We start from the raw sequence: 21,615 nt of genomic DNA on the forward strand, positions 1-21,615 counted from the left end.
TATGGTAGCAAGCTGGCAGTTCTGGGCCCTGATGTCGGCGGTATTCGCCGCATTGACCGCGATTTTCGCAAAGGTAGGCATTCAGGGCATCAATTCGGACTTTGCAACACTGGTCCGCACCTGCGTCATTATCGGCGCGTTGTGCCTGTTTCTGACGATAACTGGCCAATGGCAAAGGCCGGGCGAGATTTCTGCCAAGTCGTGGCTGTTTCTCGTCCTGTCCGGTCTGGCGACCGGGGCGTCCTGGCTTGCTTATTTTCGTGCCTTGCAAATTGGCGATGCGGCGCGCGTCGCACCCGTCGACAAGCTTTCGGTTGTGCTTGTGGCACTGTTCGGTGCGGTGTTTCTCGGCGAGCGCATGTCGACCATCAACTGGTTCGGCATTGTGCTGATCGGCTGCGGTGTCGTGCTGGTGGCGCTACGGGTTTAGAACCCGACCCATTGCCGGAGCGGATTGGTCGGGTCCATCAAAAGACGCACGGCCAGCGCGAGACTGACCACGATCAGCAATGGCTTGATCATGCGCGAGCCGACCTTCATCGCAAGGCTCGCGCCGATCTGTGCGCCGATGAACTGCGCAATGCCCATGCAGATGCCGATTTTCCAGTTGATGACACCGACCGCTGCAAAGGTCGCAAAGCCGCCGACATTCGAGGCGCAGTTCAACAGCTTCGTATGGGCGGTGGCTTTCAGCACGCCGTAACCTGCCAGCGCCACAAAGGCCAGCATGAAGAACGATCCCGTGCCCGGGCCGAATACGCCGTCATAAAAGCCGATCAGCGGCACGATGGTCATGCCAAACAGGAACGGCCCGATGCGGCGGGAACGGTCGATATCGCCGATATTCGGTTTCAGGGCGAAATAGAGGGCGATTGCAATCAACAGCAGCGGCAGTGCAGTGCGCATGATTGCGACTGGCAAAACTGTTGCGAGCAGTGCGCCAAAAACAGAACCGATCAGCGAAGCAAGCGCTTCCTGCCATTGCTCGCGAATATTCACATGTCCCTTGCGGGCATAGGCGATCGTCGCCGACGATGAGCCGAATAGTCCTTGCAGCTTGTTGGTGCCGAGCGCTTCCACTGGAGGAATGCCCGCAAGCAGCAAAGCAGGGATGGTGATCATGCCGCCGCCGCCGGCAATGGAATCGATGATGCCAGCGATGAACGCGGCAGCCGTCAGGAGCAGGGTAAGTGAGTCGAGAAATTCTGGCATGGGGAGGGTCCGGGAACTGTTGTCGCAACATAACGTTGTTTTCCCGATGCGCCAGCATTAATGATGTGCATCTAACCACGAACCCGGAGGGGCGCCTATGAGCGAAAGCATCTTCGACCGCATTAGCGCATTTTTGAACAAGAAGAGTGCCGTACAGCGTGTTGCCGATGATCCGGCGCTGGCTTCGGAATTGCTGCTGCTTTTGCATGTTGTGTTCGCCGATGGCGACCAGCATCCTGCTGAAATTGCGGCCTTCAAGGAAATCGCCTTCAAGAATTTCGGTATCGCAGCGGAAGATATTCCGGAAGTGGCCGAATATCTGAAGGATTTCGCTTACGAAACCACGACCAAGCAGGCCGCGAATATGTTGGCCGAAATGGCCCCCGAACGCCGCCTGTCGCTGTTGCGCGATCTGATGACGATTGCCTGCGCCGATAACCGTATCGACAAATCGGAAACGGTGCTGATCCAGCGCGTCGCGGATGTGCTGGGCATCAAGCATGAAGAATTGCAGCAGGCGCAACGGGGTTCGCCCTGTGGGGCGTAAGGCTCGGCTTTCCGTTCTGGGAATGGGCAGCTCTTCAGGCGCGACGCTTGGCGAGCTGATGGCCCTTGCAGGCAGTGTCTTATCGCAATGCGGACTGCGCAAGCCCGACATGATCGCCACGCTGGCATCGAAAGCGGGTGATTCCGTATGGACTGAACTGGCGGCTCATTATGGGTGCGCCTTGCGCTTCTATGAGGCCGGGCGTCTCGAAGAAGAAACGCCGCGTCTCGCCAATCCCTCTGAAGCCGTGTTCAGGCGCATCGGTTGCCACGGGGTTGCCGAAGCTGCTGCCCTTGCCGGGGCGGGACCCTCGGCCAAGCTGATCGTTTACAAGACTGGTGTGCTTCACGCCACCGCGGCAGTTGCGATAGCGTGAAGCTGGATCGTCATGTTGTCATTTAGACAGTAATCGCCTTACGACGACGCTGCACAAAACAGGTCGCAATTGTTGCAAACAGCAACAGCGCTGCGGTCGCGACAATCACCGCCACATAGGCATTCTCGAAAGCGCTTGAAGCCAGAACAACGAGGTTTTCTGCCTCCAGCTTCGGTAAATTTTGGGCGACCAGAAGCGCTTCGTCCAGACTGTCGCGAACGACAGGCGCAATGGTGCTGCCATCTGGAAGCGCCATGCTTGCCGTGTAGGAGGCAGACAGGATGCCGCCGAAGATCGTGACGCCCAGCGCATTGCCAAGTTCATAGGACACTTCCTCAATGGATGCCGCCATGCCGACCTTATCGGCAGGGGCATTGCCCATGATGGCCGAGGAAGCGGCGGTCATTGCGGCACCTACACCGAAGCCCAGCAGGGCGAGGCCGATGAGATAGCTATAGCCTGACGCCTTGAAGGTCAGGATATAGACAATCACGCCAAGCGCTGCGGTGGCCAGTGCGCCGGACAGCAGTCGGCCCGCACCGATGCGGGGCAGTTGCATGCCAGCCAGCGGACCAGCCACGAAAGCGGCAAGCGGAATCGGCAGAATCGCAAGACCCGCCTGCAAGGGCGAGAAACCCTCGATCAGCCGCAAGCGCTGGCTGAAAACCAGTTCCATGCCGGTGATGGCTCCAGAGGCGACCAGCGCTGCGAATACGCCTATCGAGAACAGCCGGTTCTGGAAGAGCGTAAAATCGATCAATGGTTCTCTGCCGGAAAACTGTCTGCGCACGAAGATGAAGGCAGCAATAGCTCCGACCGCGAAAACGACTGCGAAGACAGTCATTGATGCATCGCGCTTCGCCAGTTCCTTGACCGCATAAGTGAGCGCAATCAGCGCAACCATGATCTGGATCGAGCCGACCAGATCCCACTTGCGCGCGGAGCCGAGCGGGCGATTTTCCAGATTGTAGGCGGACAGCAGAAGGGCAATCGCAACAACGGGCACGTTGATGAGAAAGACGGAGCCCCACCAGAAATATTCGAGCAGCACACCGCCTGCGACCGGGCCGAGAGCCGCGCCGCCGGAAGCGATAGCCGACCAGATGCCGATGGCAAGCGAACGTTCACGCTCGTCGGTAAAGGTCAGGCGGATGATCGAAAGCGTGGCAGGCATCATCATGGCTGCGCCACAGGCCAGAAAGGCCCGCGCGGCGATAAGCGCTTCCGGGGTGGGCGAATAGGCTGCACAAAGCGACGCCACACCGAATACGACGAGGCCGGTCATGAACATGCGCTTGTGCCCAAGCTTGTCGCCCAGCGTGCCGAGGCCGGGCAGCAGGCCCGCCACGACCAGCGGGTAAATATTCATGATCCAGAGCTTTTCCGAAGCACTGGCTGCCAGATCGTGCGTCAGGTGCGGCAGGGCTGTGTAAAGCACAGTCATGTCCACGACGATCAGGAACAGCGCGCTGGAAACGATTGCAAGAACCAGCCAGCGATTTTGCGGCAACATCGGAGTTTACCTTTTCAATACGGTTGTATTTAAACTTGTCGAGCCGGATGACATAATATAAATCCATTCGTATGGAAAGTAATAAGTTGCACAAGATGGGACGTCCCCGCACGATTGATCGCGATCACGTGCTGGACATGGCTGAAAAACTCGTCACGGAAGGCGGTGTCGCGGCTCTGACGATGGACGCGGTGGCTCAGGCTTCAGGCGTGACCAAGGGCGGCGTGCAATATTGCTTCAAGAACAAGGATGGGCTGTTGAAGGCCATGATCGCGCGATGGGGCGATCGCTTTGATGCGGAAGTCGATGCCCTAAAAGGGGGCGAGGTCGGCTCGCTGGCGCATATCGCGGCACATATCAAGGTGACACGCGACAGCGATGCGGAAGACAATTCCCGTTTCGCGGCAATGATGACGAGCCTTACCCCCAATACCGAGCATCTGGACGATACGCGCGACTGGTATCGCAAACAGTGGAACGGGCTTGATGTTTCGACACCCGAAGGCCGCCGGGCGCGTCTCGCCTTCATCGCCAATGAGGGTGCATTTCTGCTGCGTAGCTTCAATTTCTTCGAGCTTTCGCCAGAAGAATGGCAATCGATCTTCGACGATATCGAGGATCTGATGCCGAAAGGCGCTGAAAAGTAATTGACTTTGTTCTCCCGTCAAAGGCATTCGAAGGGCAGGAGAACAAGGAAAAAGATGTGACCGTTCATTTCATTGGCGCCGGTCCGGGTGCGGCAGACCTCATCACTGTGCGCGGCCTGCGGCTGATCGAAAAATGCCCCGTCTGCATTTATGCGGGATCGCTGGTGCCAAAGGATGTGGTTGCCTCCGCACCGGCGGATGGGCGGCTTGTCGATAGTTCCTCCATGACGCTCGATGAAATCATCGCTGAAATAGCGGCGGCACATGCGAAGGGGCAGGATGTCGCTCGCGTTCATTCAGGCGACCCGTCCATCTATGGCGCTGTTGCCGAACAGATGCGCAGGCTTGATGCGCTAGGCATTCCCTATGATGTGACGCCAGGCGTTCCGGCTTTCGCCGCAGCAGCGGCGGCGATGAAGCAGGAGCTGACGATCCCTGAAGTCAACCAGACGATCATTCTCACGCGCACGTCGATGAAATCCTCGGCCATGCCGGCAGGCGAAGACCTCGCCACGCTCGGTCGTTCGGGGGCCACCTTGGTCATCCACCTGTCGATCCGCAATCTTGGCAAGATCGAACGTGAGCTGACGCCGTTTTATGGTGCGGACTGCCCTGTTGTCGTGGCCTATCGCGTCGGCTGGCCGGATGAACTCATCCTGCGTGGCACTTTATCGGACATTGCCGGAAAGATCGAAGCGGCCGATCTGAAGCGAACTGCGATGATTTTTGTCGGACGCGGGCTTGATCCGAAGAATTTTCGGGACTCTGCGCTTTATCATGAGGCGCATAGCCATGCGGCCCGGTCAAAGCCCGAATCGTAAGCGGATCAGTCGGACCGTTTCTTCCACCGTTGTAGCGACATGTTCAGCGACGACCGCTGGGCGGGCGATCATCATGACGGGCAAGGCGAGATCGCGCGCGGCCCTGATCTTGGCATAGGACGTGTCGCCGCCTGAATTGCGGCAGACGATCAGCCCGATACGCTTTTCCATTAGAAATTGTTTTTCCTGCACATAGTCGCCCGGTCTGGAGAGCAGGATTTCACAATCCGCAGGCAAAGGGGCATCGGTCGGGTCGATCATGCGCATGATTAAATGCGCGTCAGCACGGGTTGCGAAAGGCGCAATATGCTGACGCCCGAGCGCGAGGAAGACGCGTTCTCCCACTGGGATCAGTTTTGCCGCTTCCTTTTCATCGGCCACGATGATCCATTGATCGCCGCTCTGCTGCACCCATTGCGCCCGTTCAAGCCGGAGCAGGGGCGTTCCGGTCGAGGCGGTTGCCGTCACCGCATTTTGAGAAATGCGCGTGGCATAAGGGTGGGTGGCATCAATGACGTAGCCGATTTTCTCAGCCGCGATATAGGCGGCGAGGCCGTCTGCGCCGCCAAAACCGCCACTGCGCACAGGGCCGGGCAAGGGTGCCGGATTGGCGGTGCGTCCCGCAAGGGAGGTCACGACTTCGATTGGCAGGGCCGATAGCTCCTGCGCCAGCTGTGCTGCTTCGGTCGTGCCGCCCAGAATGAGGACCTTGGGTCTAGACGCGGGCAAGGATGGTTCCCACCCGGTCGGTCATGATGATTTCCACATCGACAGGCGCACCGCGCAAGGTCGCAAGCGCCGTTTCCTTTGCCTTGATGGCAATCGGCGTGGCGATATCGATGCCGATTGCTTGAGTCATATCAAGCACTTCCTTGGCGGTGTTCGCAAAGAGAATCCGGTCTTTGAGGTTCCCGGGTGCGCCAGCCTGTTCGGCAATCTCTCCCAGAAAGCCCATATCGACCTGACTGCGTGCCGAATGCAGGTCGAGCGCGCCTTGAGCAAGCTTGGTAAGCTTGGCGAAGCCGCCTGCGATTGTCAGTTTGTCGATCGGGTGGTCGCGCAGATATTTGAGCACGCCGCCCGCAAAATCCCCCATGTCGAGAATGGCGAAATCGGGCAGATCGTAGATTGCCTGCGCGGCATCTTCCGAGGTTGAGCCTGTCGCGCCAAGCACATGTTTCTGGCCCGCCGCACGCGCCACATCGATTCCACGGTGAATGGAGTGAATCCAGGCCGAACACGAAAAGGGATGCACAACGCCGGTGGTGCCGAGAATGGAAATGCCTCCGACAATACCGAGGCGCGGGTTCCACGTTTTCTTGGCGATTTCCTCGCCATCAGGCACGGAAATGGTGATGACGAGATCGGCGGGCAGGCCATACTTGGCACAGATTTCTTCGCAGATTTCGGTCATCATGCGGCGCGGAACCGGGTTGATTGCAGCTTCACCAGGCGGAATTGGCAGTCCGGCCCGCGTGACGGTGCCGACGCCTTCACCAGCGCGAAAGACCACGCCGGTTCCGGGCGGTGCGGGAAAGACGGTCGAAATGATCGTCGCGCCATGCGTGACATCCGGATCGTCGCCCGCATCCTTGACGATGCCCGCCATGGCATATCCTTCACCAAGCCCCTCATAGGCCAGCTGGAAGTAAGGCACTTCGCCCTTCGGCAGAATGATTCCGACCGGGTCGGGGAATTCGCCGGTGATAAGCGCCGTCAGCGCCGCCTTGGTCGCAGCGGTTGCGCATGCGCCCGTGGTCCAGCCACGCCTAAGCTCGCTTTTTCCAAGCTTTTTATTGGGATCTGCGGTTTCGTCGGTCATGGATGCCTTATAAGGTATCTGATAGCAGTGCCGCTAGTGGTCCGATTTCGACATTTGCTTTCGGAGTTATCAGCGCTGGGCAAATGTCGAAATCAAGAGGACCACTAGTAGCTTTTGACTCTGGTGGATTTTTTGAATTTGACGTTTGATCACCGCCTCATAAACACGCAGTTTCAAACGTCAAATTCAATCCACCAGATGAAATAATGGTCCAAGAGAATGAGCGGATTCGAGCCGAAAACAAAATGGGACGTTACCCTGCCAGCGATGGAGCCGGGCCATGTCTGGCTTGTCGGTGCCGGGCCGGGCGATCCGGGATTGCTCACGCTTCATGCCGTCAATGCGCTGCAACAGGCAGATGTCATCGTTTACGATGCGCTGGTGGACGAAGCCTGTCTTTCGCTGAAAAACGAACAGGCAGTGCTGGAATATGCAGGCAAGCGGGGCGGCAAGCCGTCGCCGAAGCAGCGCGATATTTCGCTCCGGCTTGTAGAACTGGCGCGGCAGGGCAAGAAAGTCCTGCGCCTCAAGGGCGGCGATCCGTTTGTTTTCGGTCGGGGGGCTGAAGAAGCGCTGACGCTGGTGGAGCATAGTGTGCCATTCCGCATCGTCCCCGGTATCACGGCGGGCATCGGCGGATTGGCCTATGCGGGCATTGCCGCGACACACCGCGATATCAACCAGTCGGTGACTTTCCTGACCGGGCATGACGCGACGGGATTGCTGCCCGACCGCATTGATTGGGATGGCATCGCAAAATCGTCACCGGTTATTGTCATGTATATGGCGATGAAACATATCGATCTCATCACGGCACGGCTGATCGCTGCCGGACGGTCGCCTGACGAACCGGTCGCTTTTGTCTGCAATGCCAGCCTGCCTGAACAGACCGTTCTCGAAACGACGCTGACGCATGCTGCCGCTGACGTGGAAGCTTCAGGGCTAGAGCCGCCTGCCATCGTGGTGGTCGGAGAGGTGGTGCGGTTGCGCGGCGGTCTTGACTGGATCGGTGCCGCGCGAGGCCGCCAGCTTGTCAGCGATCCGCTGGATAACAGACGCGGAGGCCAGAGCGCATGAAGGGTTTTATGATCGCCGCGCCCGCATCCGGTTCGGGCAAGACGACGGTTACACTTGGTTTGTTGCGCGCTTTGAAGCGGGCCGGTGTGGCTCTAGCGCCGGTGAAAGCCGGACCAGACTATATCGATCCCGCCTATCACAAGGCGGCAAGCGGTGCGGAATGCTTCAATCTCGATCCATGGGCGATGCGCTTGGAATTGATCAGCGCCCTGTCGGCCCGAATGACCGAAGGCGGAAAAGTGCTGATCGCCGAAGGCATGATGGGTCTTTTCGACGGCGCTCTGGACGGACAAGGTTCTTCTGCTGATCTGGCAAAGCTGCTTGATCTGCCGGTAGTGCTGGTGGTTGATTGCGCAAAACAGTCCCATTCCATTGCCGCGCTGGTTTCCGGCTTCAGCCGGTTTCGCAAGGATGTGTTCGTTGCAGGGCTCGTGCTTAATCGTGTTGGCAGCGCTCGTCATGAAACCATGTTGCGCGATGCCCTCAAGCCGCTGGGCATTCCGGTTCTGGGCGCATTGCCGCGTGATGCGGCACTGGTTTTACCGGAACGCCATCTGGGGCTTGTGCAGGCGGGCGAACATGCTGATCTGGAGCGTTTTCTCGACCATGCCGCAGATATGGTAGAAGCGCATATCGATCTTGCCGCGCTGAAACATATCTGGTCGGCACCGAAGCGCTTCGATCCGATGGCCAATGTGCCGCGTCTTCCGCCGCTTGGCAGCCGCATTGCTGTCGCGCGCGACGATGCTTTCGCCTTTGCCTATACGCATCTTTTCGAGGGATGGCGCAGGCGCGGCGCAGAGATTGCCTTTTTCTCGCCTCTTGCGGATGAAGCGCCGTCGCCGGAGGCCGATGCGATCTATCTGCCGGGCGGCTACCCTGAACTCCATGCAGAACGGCTTGTCGCCGCGCAGAATTTCCAGAACAGCATCAAGGCTGCGGCGGCGCGGGGTGTGACCGTTTATGGCGAGTGCGGCGGCTATATGGTGCTGGGCGAGACGCTGGAAGATGCGAGCGGAAAACAGCACCCGATGCTGGGGCTTTTGCCGCTGCAAACCAGTTTTGCCAAACGCAAGCTGCATCTCGGCTATCGCGTTCTGGAACCGTTGAATGGCTCGCCCTGGCAGGTGCCGTTGAAAGGCCACGAGTTTCATTATGCCAGCATCACGCGCGAAGGCGCGGCGGACAGGCTTTTCAAAGTCCGCGATGCGGCGGGGGACGATCTGGGCGAAGCCGGTCTGCGGGTCGGATCGGTGGCCGGTTCCTTCATGCATGTCATCGATTTTTCCGGAGAGCATGCGTGACATCCAACATTGAACATGGCGGCGCGCTGGACAAGGCGATTGCACGTTTTGGCGGTGTGCCGGGCGACTGGCTCGACCTCTCGACCGGGATCAACCCCGAGCATTATCCATTGCCGGACATTCCAGCCGAAGTCTGGAACCGCTTGCCGGATGATCGGCTGCTGCTGGGAACGTGCAAGCTTGCGCGCGACTATTACGGGCTGCCGGAAGGCGCACCTATCGTCGCCGCACCCGGCACGCAAGCGCTGATCCAGATCATTCCGACGCTGACGAAGCCTGCGACAGTCGCCATTTTGACGCCGACCTATCAGGAACATGCGGCTTCTTTCGCTGCTTCCGGCTGGCAGGTCGTGGAATGTGCTGGCATCGCCGATATTCCGGACAATGCGACGGTTGCGGTGATTGTCAATCCGAACAATCCCGATGGAAGAGTGATTGCTGCGGATGAATTGCTCGCTCTGGCCCGAACTTTGGGTGCGAGAGGTGGTTTTCTGGTGGTGGACGAGGCTTTTGCCGATCCACATCCCGAAGTCAGCGTCGCAGCGCTGGCGTGCCATGAGCCGCTGATTGTGCTGAAATCCTTCGGCAAGTTTTTCGGTCTGGCCGGTGTGCGTCTGGGCTTTGCCATCGCGCAGGTTGGTATTGTCGAGACGATAGCGCGGCGATTGGGTCCATGGGCTGTGCCGGGGCCAGCGCTTGTTATCGCTTCCGATGCCTTTGCGGGCGGCGAGACATTGCAGGCGTTTCGCAGGCGGATAGACATGCGGCGCAGGGGGCTGTCGGATGTGCTGGCACGGTGCGGATTGTGGGAAGTCGGCGGCACGGCACTGTTCTCGCTGGTGGCTCACGACAATGCACACGGATTGTACAACGCACTGTGCGCGGAGCATATTCTTGTCCGCAAGTTTGCTTATGCTCCGCATTGGCTGCGGATCGGCCTTGCCAATGACGATGCCGACCTCGCGCGTCTAGAAAGCGCGCTCAAACATTGTCTGGGAAGAGCAGCTTGAAAAAGTGATTCATGAATCTCGGTTAAACCCATGGAAATAAAGCTTATTATCCTGTCGCTGGCGCTCATCCTTGATCGCGTTGTGGGCGACCCGCCGCAGCTCTGGCACAGACTGCCGCATCCGGTGGTGCTGTTTGGTAAGGCCATTTCCTGGGGCGAAAAGCGTTTCAATGACCGCACATTGCCGGAAGCGGTTCTGCGACGGAACGGCATGTGGCTGACTATAGCGCTGGTCGCGGCCTGTATTCTGGTGGGGCTGGTGATTGAGAGCCTGCTGCCCTTTGCTGGCTCTGCGGGGGCAGTGGCGGAAATCCTCATCGTTGCTGTACTTCTGGCGCAGAAGAGTCTCGCCGATCACGTCAGCGAGGTTGCACGCGGGCTGCGTGACGACGGTATCGAAGGTGGGCGCAAGGCGGTTTCGATGATTGTCGGGCGCAATCCCGATCAGTTGAGCGAAGGCGGGGTCAGCCGTGCTGCCATTGAAAGTCTGGCGGAAAACGCCTCGGACGGCATCGTTGCCCCGGCCTTCTGGTTTCTTATCGGCGGTCTGCCGGGGCTGTTCGCCTACAAGATGATCAATACTGCCGATTCGATGATCGGACATCTCAATGATCGTTACCGCCACTTCGGGCGTTTTGCTGCAAAGCTGGATGATGTTGCCAATTACATTCCCGCGCGCCTGACCGGCCTTCTGGCGGCGCTGGCGACCGCGCTCACCCGCAGCAAGGGGGCAGCCAAGGCCGCTTTATCGGTCATGCGCAGTGACGCGCGCCTGCATCGCTCACCCAATGCGGGCTGGCCGGAATCTGCCTTTGCCGGTGCGCTTGATCTGGCGCTCGCCGGTCCGCGTCAATATGGCGAAGAGAAAGTGGAAGGGCCGATGCTCAATGCCTCTGGCAAGCGCGAGGCAGAAGCGACCGATATCGACGCGGCGCTTGACCTGTTCTGGGCGACCATGAGCCTCATGACAGGGTTGCTGATCGCCGCCAGCATCGTAGGACTTATCTATCGGCTGGTATGAAGCGCGAGCCTTCGTAGCGCTGCAGGCGGTTCGGGTTGTCGGTCCGCATGCCGGTACCATCGAACTTGATCGTGCCGAGCACTGTTTCAAACGATGCACTGCGCAGCGTGTCGAGTAATGGCTGCTTTTGTTCGTCGGCTTTGCTGACGGCATCGGCGGCGATCTGCGCAGTTGCGTAGCCTGTGATCGCATAAGATTCCACAAGGCGACCGGCTTGATGCAGCGCGTCGATTGCCGGTTTCGCGGTTGGCAAATCCTGCGGCTTCAACGGTGCCGTCATCAATGTGCCGTCGCTCAATCGCTGTGCGCCGGGTGCCGCATCGAGCAGACTGCCACCTGCAATCACCAGCGGATAATTGAGCGAAGCAGCACTTGCGCCAATGGCGGCTATGTCGTCGCGCTCCCCGCCGACATAGACATGTGTCGCGCCAGCGCGCTTGAGCCGGGCAACCAGAGCATTCTGGTTTTCAAGCCCCGGACGATATGTATCGGTGAAAACCGGCTGTAACTGCTGTTCTTTCAAGCTGGCCAGAACCCGGCTTGCGCGCTCGCGCCCTTCAATGGTGCCATCGTCAATCACCGCGAAAGGCTGTGCGCGCCAGAGACTGCCGAGAAAACTCGCCGTCGCCTGCGTTTCCTTCTCCAGTCCCGTGCTCAGGCGGAACACCGGCAAAGGCGAAGCGGCGCGGCGCTCGACCAGCGTTTGCTCGCTGACGCCCGACACGATAACCGGAATGTTGCGCTCGGCCAGAACGGGCACTGCCGCCTCCAGCGCCTCGGCGCAGAGAAAGCCCGATGCAATACGAACATTTTGCGCGATGAAGCGTTCTGCGGCCTGTTTGCCGCCTTCGGCGTCGCAACGATCATCGAAGATGACGAGATCTGCGCTCTTTGCGTCAGCGGCGGCGCGTGCGCCTTGTGCAAGCTGATTGCCCAAAGGTGCGAAGGTGCCGGTCAACGGTGCGGCCAGACCAATTCGGATACTATCCGCATAAGCAAATCCCGATCCCGCCAGCAACAGCATGGCAAGGCTTGTCAGAGCGGTGACGGGAAGCTTCCCAGACTCAATCACGTTATTGGTCTTCTTTATACAATTCGTGGCAATGTGATCGAAAAGTGGGTAGCGGTTTCCGCGCCTTTGTGCAATGCCCGTAATCTATGCCAGTATTTTGGCTAAATATTACGGTCGGCAACGGATCGATTCTGACGTGCAAACGATAAACAACATCATCTCCAATGCGGCATCTGTGGAGCCGAAGGCTTACCGCGATGCTATGAGCCATTATGCCGGTGCGGTGCAGATTGTGGCGACCGATGGCCCGGCAGGACGACGCGGCCTCACATTGACGGCCTCCTGTTCCGTATCCGACGCTCCGGCGACGGTGCTGATCTGCCTTCAGAAGGTCCACGAGGACAATCGCCTGTTCATCGAAAATGGCGTTTTCTCCATCAACACGCTGGCCGGAACGCATCAGCAGCTGGCCGACGCCTTCTCAGGGCGCATTGGACTGACACAGAATGAGCGTTTCGAACTGGCGACGTGGGACACACTTGCCACCGGCGCACCAGTGCTGACCGATGCATTGGCGGCTTTTGACTGCCGGGTTGTCAGCATTCAGGATCATTCGACGCATCATGTGCTCTTCGGCGAAGTGATTGCCCTGCGTTCAAACCCCGATGCAACTGCACTCATCTATCTGAACCGGCGCTATCACACGCTCGATTTGTGATCGGTTGACCGGAGGGGAGGAGGCAGAATGAAGAAGCGATTGAACGCAACAGCGCGGGCCGGGCTTGGAGGCATTGCTGCGCTTCTGTTGTCAGTGTCCCTCGCTTGCGCGCAGGGGCCGTTGCCGCCCTTCAAGGACGATGCCTTCGCCTATCCCGGCGTGTTGAGCAGCGCGGATAACGGCGATTATAAAGTCATTGATTACAATGAGATGCGCGATATCAACGGTCGCGACAGCGTGCCGGAAAAGCGCGTTAAGCACAGCTATATCTCGCTGAAGGCGCGCGCCTACCAAAAGGACGTCACCTTTCAGACTGCGGTTGGGCCGGTTAAGGCGATGGCCGCTGGCAAGCAGCAGGGCGCATCCTTCATCGTGATTTATCTGCACGGGCGCGGTGGCAATCGCTTGCAGGGAATGAATGATTTCACCTTTGGCGGCAATTTCAATCGCGTCAAAAATCTCGCTGCGCTAAACGGCGGTCTCTACGTCACGCCGGATTTCAAGGATTTCGCCGATACCGGCGAAGCGCAGATCGCTGGGTTGATCGATGCCTTGAAAGCAACATCGCCTTCCGCACCGTTGATCCTGTCTTGCGGTTCGCAGGGTGGTTCGCTGTGCTGGCGCATCGCGTCCAATGCAAAAGCTGGCGCTCAGCTTGCCGGGCTCATTCTGCTCGGGTCGCTGTGGGACGATGGTTTTTTCACATCGGCGACATTCAAGCGGCGTGTTCCGGTCTTCTTCGGGCATGGCAGCCGCGATCCGGTTTTCGCCATTGATCGGCAGGAAGCTTTCTATCGTGATATCCGCAAGCGTGCGCCGGGTTATCCGGTGCAGTTCCGGCGGTTTGAGTCCGGCAACCACGGTACACCGATCCGCATGAGCGACTGGAGGGAGATGCTGAACTGGATTCTCGCAAAACAGTGACGACAGTTTTGTGGATGCGAATCGAAATTCCGGCTCTGTGGCGTTCCTGCCACTCGACAATCGGCTAAAAGCGAATAGTTATCGAAATTAAAATTTTACCTATCCAGCAGACCTTATGAGGTAGACCATTATGTACGGACGAGTCCGCACCGGAGCCCGTTTCTTTGCAATCGCCATGTTGGCGCCGCTTGCTGCCGCCTGTACGACGACTGCACCGGTTGCCATCACCCCCGGCAAGACTGACTCGCCGGTGCCTGCAGCCAGCTCTTCGCTGCCGAGCTTCATCCCGACCCCGGTAAAGACGGTCGACTATTCTCTGGCACAGCCTTGCATCACGGCTGCTGCCAACAAGTACTTCCTGCCGGAGCACGCTATCAGCGCTGTCGATTCCCGCCCGGGCGCCAATGGCGGCACGGATGTGGACCTGAAGGTTGATCTGCGCACCGCAGTTTGCCAGCTTACGGCCAAGGGTGGCGTGCGCGCCGTTATCGACACCTCGCCGAAGAGCGCCGATCAGGTTGCCGCTGAAGCCGCAGCAGCCAAGGCGGACGCTGCCGCAGCAGCCGCGCCGAAGAAGACCAAGGAGAAGAAGAACTGATTCAATAAACTTGGATAAGTTATGAAAAAGGCAGGGATTTCCCTGCCTTTTTGTTTGATCATTTATCCGGCTTTTCGCCATACCAGCGCGGCGTATAAACCCATTCGCCGCCTGTTGCGCGCTCAAACCGCTGCGTATGGGATGACCCGACGATCACCACCGTGCGCACGTCCACATCATCGGGCGTCAGCTGCCCAAGCGTTGTGACGCGGGTGGTCTCTGCCGGTCTGCCGATGTCGCGACCGAGCACGACCGGGGTTTGCGGCGCGCGATGCTGGCGCAGGATTTCCAGTGCGCGGCCAAGCTGATGCGGGCGGGCCTTGGAAATCGGATTGTAAAAGGCCATGGCGAGATCGGCTTCTGCCGCCAGCGCCAGACGCTTTTCGATCACGTCCCATGGCTTCAGATTGTCGGACAGCGACAGAATGCAGAAATCATGGCCGAGCGGTGCGCCACTGCGAGACGCTGCGGCCATCGCGGCTGAAATGCCCGGCTGAATGACCAGTTCCACACCATGCCAGGCAGCATTGTCGGTTTCATGCAGTGCCTCGACCACAGCCGCCGCCATGGCAAAAACACCGGGATCGCCGGACGATACCATCGCCACAGTGCGACCAGATGCCGCCAGTTCGAAGGCGTGGCGCGCGCGCTGCATTTCCTCGCGGTTATCCGTCATATGGACGGTCTGACCGGCATGAAACGGCCCGGCCATGCGCACATAGGTCTCGTAGCCGAGAATATCTTCCGCCTGTTCGAGTTCGCGCTGCACGGCAGGCGTCATCAGATCGCGTGCGCCGGGACCAAGCCCGACCACGACCAGCTTGCCGCGTTTGCGCCCGATCCGCAGCACATCGGCTGGGGTAGGGGCGACGGCCAGCACAACGCCGTTGGTTTCCACCACGCGCTGCGGCTGCTCGACCGAAAGCTGGACGAGAGCAAGCGCATTTTCTGCAGCTGGCACAAAGCGCAGTTCTGCGCCGAGCGCGCTTGCCGCTTCATGGACTTGCGGTTTGGCGCAATGGCGCTCATGGGCAAGCAGCAGCGCGAGTGATGACGGGGCGAGACCCGCTTCGTCGAAGGCTCGTGAAATTGCATCTGCAAGATTGTCAGTCGGCTGGTCGATTGCGACGGCCACGACCTGCGGATGATAGATAAGTTCATCCGGCAGTGGCGCGCGGTTTTCCGGCGTGATGCTGATGGTGAGGCTGCCGTCGTTGGAGAACGGCAGCTTGGATGTTTGCAGCCAGCGAGAGTGTCCATTGAAGCGCAGTTTCGCGCCTGCCAGCAGGTCGGAGGTAAAGGCTTTTGCCGCATCGGGATTGGCAAGCGTCAGTTCCGCTGGCGGGTGCAACAGATTGATCCCGAACCGCAATTCACCGGAGGTGGTGATTGCCGGGGCCACCTCAAGTGCAGCGGCGATGGTTCGCGCCATGTCGTTGACGCCCGACAATCCGCCGAGAAGCGGCACAACGGCACTACCGTCTTCGGCAATCGCCAGAACCGGCGGCTCGATGCGCTTGTTCTGCAAAAGCGGGGCCAACGCGCGAATGACGATACCGGCGGCGCAGAGCGCGATGACCGGTCGGCCTTCTTCATAGAGGGTGCGTATGGTGTCGCCGAAATGGGCGAATGTCCTGTCTGCACCCGAGACGCGGTCCTGAAATCCAAGCACCTCGGCCTGATCGAGCGCGACGGCAATACGGCGCGCCGTCGGGATCGCCGCTTCCGCCAGCGCAACGATAGCCGGCTTCATGCGCCATTCCATTTCTGGCCGGGAACGAGAATGATCGAGAAATAAGGGCAATCGCTGCCGCTGACATCCGATAGCGGTACAATGCGCTGATTGGCCATGGTGGCGCGCTCGACATAAAGTGCGCGGTCCATCAGGCCCAGATCGGTCAGCACGTCGCGAACCTTGTCGAGATTCTTGCCGAGTTTCATGATTGCCGCAGCACCGGTATCGGCAAGCCTGCGCTTCAATTCGTCGGCTTCCATGACGCCGGAGAGGATCGATAGCGTCTGGTTTCGATAGACAAGCGGCGCGCCTAGCACAGCCGAAGCGCCGAGAACCGAACAGACGCCCGGAACCACCGTGGTTTCATAGGTTTCGGCAAGCCGGTCATGAATATACATGAACGAGCCGTAGAAGAACGGGTCGCCTTCCGCAATCACGGCCACATCCTGTCCCTGATCGAGATAGCCGGCAATTGTTCCCGTAATCTCACCGTAAAAATCGCTGACGATCTGCTCATAATCCATATGCGCAGGCAGCTTTTCCGTCGTCACCGGATAGATAAGCGGCACCAGAACCTGTTCCGGCGAAAGGTAATCCTCGACGATGGTGAGTGCGTTGCCCTTTTTGCCCTTGGCGGCGTGATAAGCCACCACGGGCGCTGCCTTGAGCAGTCGAAGCGCCTTGAGCGTGATGAGTTCAGGATCGCCGGGGCCGACACCCAGACCGAAAAGCTTGCCTTTTGCTGTCATTATTCGCGCTCCGAAGCCAGAGCATTGACTGCTGCGGCAGTCATGGCGCTGCCGCCGCGACGTCCGCGCACAATGACATAGGGCACGCCGCGACTATTGGCGGCGAGTTCGTCTTTCGATTCTGCTGCGCCGACAAAGCCAACCGGCATGCCAATGATGAGCGCTGGCTTTGGCGCTCCGGCGTCCAGCATTTCGAAAAGGCGGAAGAGGGCGGTTGGCGCATTGCCGATGGCGACGATACTGCCTGCGAGATGCGGCAACCAGAGATCGAGTGCTGCGGCAGAACGGGTATTGCCAATTTTCTTCGCCAGTTCAGGCACGGAAGGGTCGTTCAGCGTACAGATGACTGGGTTGTCGGCAGGCAGACGCGAACGGGTGATCCCTTCGGCAACCATACGCGCATCGCAAAGGATCGGCGCGCCTTTGGCCAGCGCCCGCTTGCCTGCCAGACCGGCTCCGTCCGAAAAGGCGATGTCGCTCACCACATCCACCATGCCGGAAGCATGGATGACGCGGACGGCGAGTTTTTCAAGATCGGCTGGGATACGGCTCAGATCCGCTTCAGCGCGGATGATGGCGAAGGAGCGGTCATAGATGGCCTGTCCGTCGCGAATGTAATCTGTCATGGTTTCCGCTCTGGTGAATTGAGAAGGCGCGCGGCAGTGTCGATGGTCACATCCGTCGCCAATAGCTGCCCGAAACGGGATGGTCCAGCCTTGTCTGCAAAAAAGACATCGTAGCGGCCCGGAGCACGGGCCAGAAGCGTGTGCGGGAGCGGCGCAAGCGCCGCGCAGGACTTGGTACAGCTGGTGAGATGGACCACTTCTGCGCTGTCGCCGTCAAGGAGTAACGCCAGTTCTTTCGCATCGGCCTGCGTGTCGGAAAGGGCCGATGCACAGCCCGTCGACCCGGTGCAGCTACGCAGTCGTGATTGCGGCGCTTGCGCGAGGGTTGAAAGGCCCAGCGCGTGCAGTTGCCGGATGGTCTCGTCGCAGTTTGCGGCATCGACATTTGGCAGGACAACGCCCTGCCACGGCGTCAGCCGGATTTCGTCGCCGCTGATTTTTTGCGAAAGAGCGCCAAGCGCCCGCAGTTGCGTCGTATCGAGCCGCCCCAAAAACGGCATCGCGCCAATGTAAAAGCGCCCATCCGCCTGAATGTGGGCTCCAAGATGGGCAAGCGCGTGCGGCTGCCGTCGCTGCCAGTGGGTCGCTGGTTCGATCGGAAATGGAAGGCTTGCAGTCAGTTCGTTCAAAAACTCTTCGATAGCAATGACTTCGAAAAGTTGCTTCATGCGCGCTGCACCCTTGGAGCGGGCGAGAAATAATCGCAGCACCGCTTCCACCAAGGGAAGGGCATGATCGGCTTCTATGCGTCCCAATGCCGTTCCATCGGGTGACGAAGCGAATCCGAACGCAAAGTGACGACCGCCATCCGCTGCCGAAAGCCAAATGTCTCCCGGATGCGAGACAATTGCGCAGGCCTCGCCGCCATCGATCTGGAACGAGAATTTCGGCGAAAGTGCGTGGTAATCGGTATTGTTCTCCAGCGTTGTCAGCAGTTGGCACGCCAGCGGTGTGACATTGCACATTTGATCGCGGTCGATACCGGACGTGGGGCTGACCATGATATTGCGAATATCATCCGCCGCGGGATTATCGGCACCAAACCCGGCTTGATAGAGCGCTGTGATCGCTTGTTCCCAGTTTTCAGGCGCTATGGCGCGTAGTTGAAAATTGGAGCGAATCGAAAGCTCCACGGCGTTCGGGCCAAATTTTTCGGCTATTTCGGCCAGCGCAAAGACTTGATCGGCGTTCACACGTCCGAGCGGCAGTTTTATGCGCGCAATCGCGCCGTCGCGCGCCATAACCATGCGCGACAGTCCGGGACAGGCATTTCGCCTGTCAGACGGTCCGGTGCTTGTCGCTATGGTCTTTTGGTTCAACATAGTTGCCTTATACGCCCCCCGTGACGGGCCGGAAAGTGGGAACCGCTTTCGGACTTGCACTTGCCGTTGCCGCACCCTACGAACGAAGAAAACGGAGCGAAGAGCATGACTTGCTGGCTGACGGTCATCGGCATCGGCGAAGACGGATTGAATGGGCTTGGCGAGACTGCGCGGCAGGCTCTTGCTTCGGCTGATGTGATTTTCGGCGGCAAGCGGCATCTCGGGCTGGTTGGCGAAACCTCCGGTGCCCGGCAGATCGCATGGCCTTCGCCGTTTGACGATGCTTTTCCGATGATTGCGGCCGAACGCGGCAAGTCGGTGGTGGTTCTGGCCAGCGGCGATCCAATGCATTACGGCATGGGTGCTTCCCTGACCTGGCACTTTTCACCCGATGAAATGCTGATCCTGCCTTATCCGTCGTCGTTTTCGCTGGCTGCGGCACGGATGGGCTGGTCGTTGCAGGATGTGCGCTGCCTCAGCGTGCACGGACGGCCGTTGGAATTACTGGCCAAGCATATTCTGCCCGGCGTGAAGCTATTGATCCTCAGCAATGACGGTTCTACGCCGGATAAAGTGGCACGGATACTGAACGCTTGCGGCTTTGGACCAAGCCGCATCAATGTGCTGGAACATCTGGGCGGACCGAAAGAAAAGCGCAGTCGCGGTATTGCCGGGACATGGACGGTTCCAGCGGGTGCCAATCTGAATGTCGTCGCCGTGGAATGTCTTGCGGAGCCGGATACGAAAATTCTTCCTGCTGTCATCGGCTTGCCGGATGATGCCTTCGAAAATGACGGACAACTGACGAAGCGCGATATTCGCGCCGTGACATTATCGCGGTTAGCGCCGCTGCCCGGCGAAGTTCTGTGGGACGTCGGTGCGGGATGCGGTTCTATCGGCATTGAATGGATGCGCACTCATGCTTCCTGTCGCGCCATCGCCATCGAGGCGAATGAGGGCCGGCAGGGCATGATCGCCCGCAACCGCGAGGCTCTCGGCGTGCCGGGTTTGCAGATCATGGCCGGTGAAGCGCCGGGGGCACTTGCGGAACTGGAAGCGCCGGATGCGATTTTTATCGGCGGCGGCGTTACGGATGAAGGCGTGTTGCAAGCCTGCTGGGATGCGCTGAAACCCGGCGGAAGGCTGGTTGCCAATGCCGTCACGCTGCAAAGCGAAATGCAGCTTTTCGCCTGGCGGCAGCGTTTCGGCGGCGAGTTGATACGGCTCTCCGTGGCACAGGCAGCAGGACTTGGCTCGTTCGACGTATGGCGTCAAGCGCTGCCCGTTACGCTTTATTCCGCACGCAAAGATAAATGATGACTTGAATTGTCATCTTATATTCAGGTAAGGCTGACGCATCAGTTCATCCCAGAGGAGGACGGGTCGTGTCCGCACTCAACGCCAATACCCGCTTTGCGCTCAATAATGCTGGCCATATCGTCAATCAATTGCTCGATCATTTTGTAGAGCACGCCGATGTGCAACGCGACGGAACGCACGCGAAACTCGTCTTGAGCTTCGGTCAGGCCGATGTGCAGTGGGATGACGAGACGGTCAGTGTCGATGTCAAAAGCGATGACGAGACCGGTCTTGCCTATATGAAATATTCCATTGCCGAGCATGTGCTGGAGTTTCTGGACAAGGGCAGCCCAACGCCGAAAATCATTTGGCAGGGCGATGGTGCAGCGGGTCTGCCGCTGCCTTATTTCCGCGAAATGCAGGTGATGGCCGTGTCCAATGTCACGCCGCATATGCGTCGCGTGCGCCTGAAGGGCGACAATCTTCTGCGGTTCTCGCATACCGGACTGCATATCCGCCTCCTGTTTCCACCGAAAGCTCTCGCGCAGCCGGAATGGCCTGTGACGGGCGAAGACGGGCGTCCGGCCTGGCCGGAAGGCGATGCGAAGCTTGCCACGCGTGTTTATACGATCCGCAATATCGATGTGGATGCGGGCTGGGTCGATATCGACATGGTCGTGCATGGTGATGATTGCGATGCACCGGGTTCGGGTTGGGCGCTTAACGCCAAGCCGGGCGATATTGTCGGTATGACTGGTCCGGGCGGCGGTGATGCAGGCGACGCCAAGTGGTATCTGCTTGCAGGCGATGAAACTGCGCTGCCAGCCATCGGTCGTATTCTTGAGCGACTGCCGGAAGATGCAAAGGCCGTTGTGCGTATCGAAATCGGTGACAAGACGGAGGAACAGAACCTCGTCTCGCGGGCCAATGTCGATGTGCAATGGCTGAACCGCAACGGTGCCGAAGCTGGCACCACGACGCTTTTGCAGGATGCGGTGCGCGCGGTTGAGTTGCCGGAAGGGGAAGAAGATATCTTCGTCTGGGCGGCCTGCGAATTCAATGCCTTTCGCAATATCCGCAGCTACATGCGCAAGGAACGCAATGTTCCGAAAAATCGCCAGCTGATCGTGGCCTATTGGCGACGCGGTCTGGATGGCGATAATGCCCGGAAAGCTTCGGAGGAATAAAGCATTTCCAGCAAAAGTGCGAAGCGGTTTTGCGTAGGATAATGCGATGAGAGTAATATAAAAAAGGGGACCGAAAGGTCCCCTTTTTAGTTGCGT

23 protein-coding genes are annotated in these 21,615 nt (G+C 59.0%); 14 read left to right on the forward strand and 9 right to left on the reverse strand.

Annotated features, from left to right (window positions below):
* The first annotated feature begins 1 nt into the window (after position 1).
* Positions 2 to 430, forward strand: a complete 429-nt coding sequence (locus FHW00_RS06080) for an EamA family transporter (RefSeq protein WP_078339315.1) — start codon at positions 2 to 4, stop codon at positions 428 to 430.
* Here the strand turns inward: FHW00_RS06080 and FHW00_RS06085 are convergent.
* On the reverse strand, positions 427 to 1,212 hold the full coding sequence (locus FHW00_RS06085; RefSeq protein WP_078339314.1) for a TSUP family transporter: 786 nt from the start codon (positions 1,210 to 1,212) through the stop codon (positions 427 to 429). The genes FHW00_RS06080 and FHW00_RS06085 overlap by 4 nt on opposite strands.
* Positions 1,213 to 1,309: 97 nt before the next feature.
* On the opposite strand from FHW00_RS06085, the gene FHW00_RS06090 reads away from it, so the two are divergent.
* Entirely contained in the window at positions 1,310 to 1,759 is a 450-nt protein-coding gene (locus FHW00_RS06090) for a tellurite resistance TerB family protein (protein WP_078339313.1), read from the forward strand.
* A gap of 22 nt (positions 1,760 to 1,781) precedes the next feature.
* Positions 1,782 to 2,135: a cobalamin biosynthesis protein gene (locus tag FHW00_RS06095; RefSeq protein ID WP_078339312.1), complete on the forward strand. Its 354-nt coding sequence runs from the start codon at positions 1,782 to 1,784 to the stop codon at positions 2,133 to 2,135.
* A gap of 22 nt (positions 2,136 to 2,157) precedes the next feature.
* Here the strand turns inward: FHW00_RS06095 and FHW00_RS06100 are convergent, their stop codons facing one another.
* Positions 2,158 to 3,648, reverse strand: coding sequence for an MFS transporter (locus tag FHW00_RS06100; RefSeq protein WP_078339311.1), 1,491 nt, complete (start codon positions 3,646 to 3,648; stop codon positions 2,158 to 2,160).
* An 86-nt stretch (positions 3,649 to 3,734) separates the two neighbouring features.
* On the opposite strand from FHW00_RS06100, the gene FHW00_RS06105 reads away from it, so the two are divergent.
* On the forward strand, positions 3,735 to 4,295 hold the full coding sequence (locus tag FHW00_RS06105; protein WP_445557944.1) for a TetR/AcrR family transcriptional regulator: 561 nt from the start codon (positions 3,735 to 3,737) through the stop codon (positions 4,293 to 4,295).
* Between the two features lie 56 nt (positions 4,296 to 4,351).
* The gene (cobM, locus tag FHW00_RS06110; RefSeq protein WP_078339309.1) at positions 4,352 to 5,116 is read left to right on the forward strand and encodes a precorrin-4 C(11)-methyltransferase; all 765 of its coding nucleotides are present in this window, start codon (positions 4,352 to 4,354) and stop codon (positions 5,114 to 5,116) included.
* Here cobM and FHW00_RS06115 read toward each other — a convergent pair.
* Positions 5,099 to 5,845: a cobalt-precorrin-6A reductase gene (locus FHW00_RS06115; RefSeq protein ID WP_078339308.1), complete on the reverse strand. Its 747-nt coding sequence runs from the start codon at positions 5,843 to 5,845 to the stop codon at positions 5,099 to 5,101. The genes cobM and FHW00_RS06115 overlap by 18 nt on opposite strands.
* Positions 5,832 to 6,938 (reverse strand): cobalt-precorrin-5B (C(1))-methyltransferase, encoded by a 1,107-nt coding sequence (locus tag FHW00_RS06120; RefSeq protein ID WP_078339307.1) that lies wholly within the window; start codon positions 6,936 to 6,938, stop codon positions 5,832 to 5,834. Before FHW00_RS06120 ends, FHW00_RS06115 begins: the two co-directional genes overlap by 14 nt.
* Positions 6,939 to 7,157: 219 nt before the next feature.
* Here FHW00_RS06120 and cobA point away from each other — a divergent pair, with 219 nt between their 5' ends.
* Genes cobA through cbiB form a run of 4 tightly spaced genes read left to right on the forward strand, consistent with a single transcriptional unit; the run spans position 7,158 to position 11,349 of the window.
* The gene (gene cobA / locus FHW00_RS06125; RefSeq protein WP_078339306.1) at positions 7,158 to 8,015 is read left to right on the forward strand and encodes a uroporphyrinogen-III C-methyltransferase; all 858 of its coding nucleotides are present in this window, start codon (positions 7,158 to 7,160) and stop codon (positions 8,013 to 8,015) included.
* Positions 8,012 to 9,319: a cobyrinate a,c-diamide synthase gene (locus FHW00_RS06130; protein WP_078339305.1), complete on the forward strand. Its 1,308-nt coding sequence runs from the start codon at positions 8,012 to 8,014 to the stop codon at positions 9,317 to 9,319. Before cobA ends, FHW00_RS06130 begins: the two co-directional genes overlap by 4 nt.
* Positions 9,316 to 10,329 (forward strand): threonine-phosphate decarboxylase CobD, encoded by a 1,014-nt coding sequence (gene cobD, locus FHW00_RS06135; RefSeq protein WP_113533816.1) that lies wholly within the window; start codon positions 9,316 to 9,318, stop codon positions 10,327 to 10,329. Before FHW00_RS06130 ends, cobD begins: the two co-directional genes overlap by 4 nt.
* A 30-nt stretch (positions 10,330 to 10,359) precedes the next feature.
* A complete protein-coding gene (gene cbiB, locus FHW00_RS06140) occupies positions 10,360 to 11,349 on the forward strand; it encodes an adenosylcobinamide-phosphate synthase CbiB (RefSeq protein WP_078339304.1) in 990 nt (329 codons plus the stop codon).
* On the opposite strand, the gene FHW00_RS06145 is transcribed toward cbiB, so the two are convergent.
* Positions 11,330 to 12,421, reverse strand: a complete 1,092-nt coding sequence (locus FHW00_RS06145) for a branched-chain amino acid ABC transporter substrate-binding protein (RefSeq protein WP_078339303.1) — start codon at positions 12,419 to 12,421, stop codon at positions 11,330 to 11,332. The genes cbiB and FHW00_RS06145 overlap by 20 nt on opposite strands.
* A 136-nt stretch (positions 12,422 to 12,557) precedes the next feature.
* Between FHW00_RS06145 and FHW00_RS06150 the strand changes: the two genes are divergently transcribed.
* The 3 genes from FHW00_RS06150 (at position 12,558) to FHW00_RS06160 (ending at position 14,601) form a co-directional block, all read left to right on the forward strand.
* Entirely contained in the window at positions 12,558 to 13,079 is a 522-nt protein-coding gene (locus FHW00_RS06150) for a flavin reductase family protein (protein WP_078339420.1), read from the forward strand.
* Positions 13,080 to 13,106: 27 nt separating this feature from the next.
* Positions 13,107 to 14,003 (forward strand): alpha/beta hydrolase, encoded by an 897-nt coding sequence (locus FHW00_RS06155; protein WP_078339302.1) that lies wholly within the window; start codon positions 13,107 to 13,109, stop codon positions 14,001 to 14,003.
* Positions 14,004 to 14,133: 130 nt separating this feature from the next.
* Complete coding sequence (locus tag FHW00_RS06160; protein WP_078339301.1) at positions 14,134 to 14,601, forward strand: hypothetical protein; 468 nt, start codon at positions 14,134 to 14,136, stop codon at positions 14,599 to 14,601.
* Between the two features lie 58 nt (positions 14,602 to 14,659).
* On the opposite strand, the gene cobJ is transcribed toward FHW00_RS06160, so the two are convergent.
* The 4 genes from cobJ to cobG are packed head-to-tail and all read right to left on the reverse strand — an operon-like array spanning position 14,660 to position 19,033.
* Entirely contained in the window at positions 14,660 to 16,354 is a 1,695-nt protein-coding gene (cobJ, locus tag FHW00_RS06165) for a precorrin-3B C(17)-methyltransferase (protein WP_176168327.1), read from the reverse strand.
* Complete coding sequence (locus FHW00_RS06170) at positions 16,351 to 17,085, reverse strand: precorrin-2 C(20)-methyltransferase (protein WP_078339299.1); 735 nt, start codon at positions 17,083 to 17,085, stop codon at positions 16,351 to 16,353. The genes cobJ and FHW00_RS06170 overlap by 4 nt, the downstream gene beginning before the upstream one ends.
* On the reverse strand, positions 17,085 to 17,711 hold the full coding sequence (locus FHW00_RS06175; RefSeq protein ID WP_078339298.1) for a precorrin-8X methylmutase: 627 nt from the start codon (positions 17,709 to 17,711) through the stop codon (positions 17,085 to 17,087). Before FHW00_RS06175 ends, FHW00_RS06170 begins: the two co-directional genes overlap by 1 nt.
* Positions 17,708 to 19,033, reverse strand: a complete 1,326-nt coding sequence (gene cobG, locus FHW00_RS06180) for a precorrin-3B synthase (RefSeq protein WP_078339297.1) — start codon at positions 19,031 to 19,033, stop codon at positions 17,708 to 17,710. The genes FHW00_RS06175 and cobG overlap by 4 nt, the downstream gene beginning before the upstream one ends.
* Before the next feature lie 105 nt (positions 19,034 to 19,138).
* Here cobG and cbiE point away from each other — a divergent pair, with 105 nt between their 5' ends.
* Together cbiE and FHW00_RS06190 are read left to right on the forward strand one after the other, a co-directional pair.
* Positions 19,139 to 20,350 (forward strand): precorrin-6y C5,15-methyltransferase (decarboxylating) subunit CbiE, encoded by a 1,212-nt coding sequence (cbiE, locus tag FHW00_RS06185; protein WP_078339296.1) that lies wholly within the window; start codon positions 19,139 to 19,141, stop codon positions 20,348 to 20,350.
* A 68-nt stretch (positions 20,351 to 20,418) separates the two neighbouring features.
* Positions 20,419 to 21,519, forward strand: a complete 1,101-nt coding sequence (locus tag FHW00_RS06190; protein ID WP_078339295.1) for a siderophore-interacting protein — start codon at positions 20,419 to 20,421, stop codon at positions 21,517 to 21,519.
* Positions 21,520 to 21,615: the final 96 nt, after the last annotated feature.

The sequence above is a fragment of the Ochrobactrum sp. P6BSIII genome (genome assembly GCF_014138065.1).
GTDB lineage: Bacteria > Pseudomonadota > Alphaproteobacteria > Rhizobiales > Rhizobiaceae > Brucella.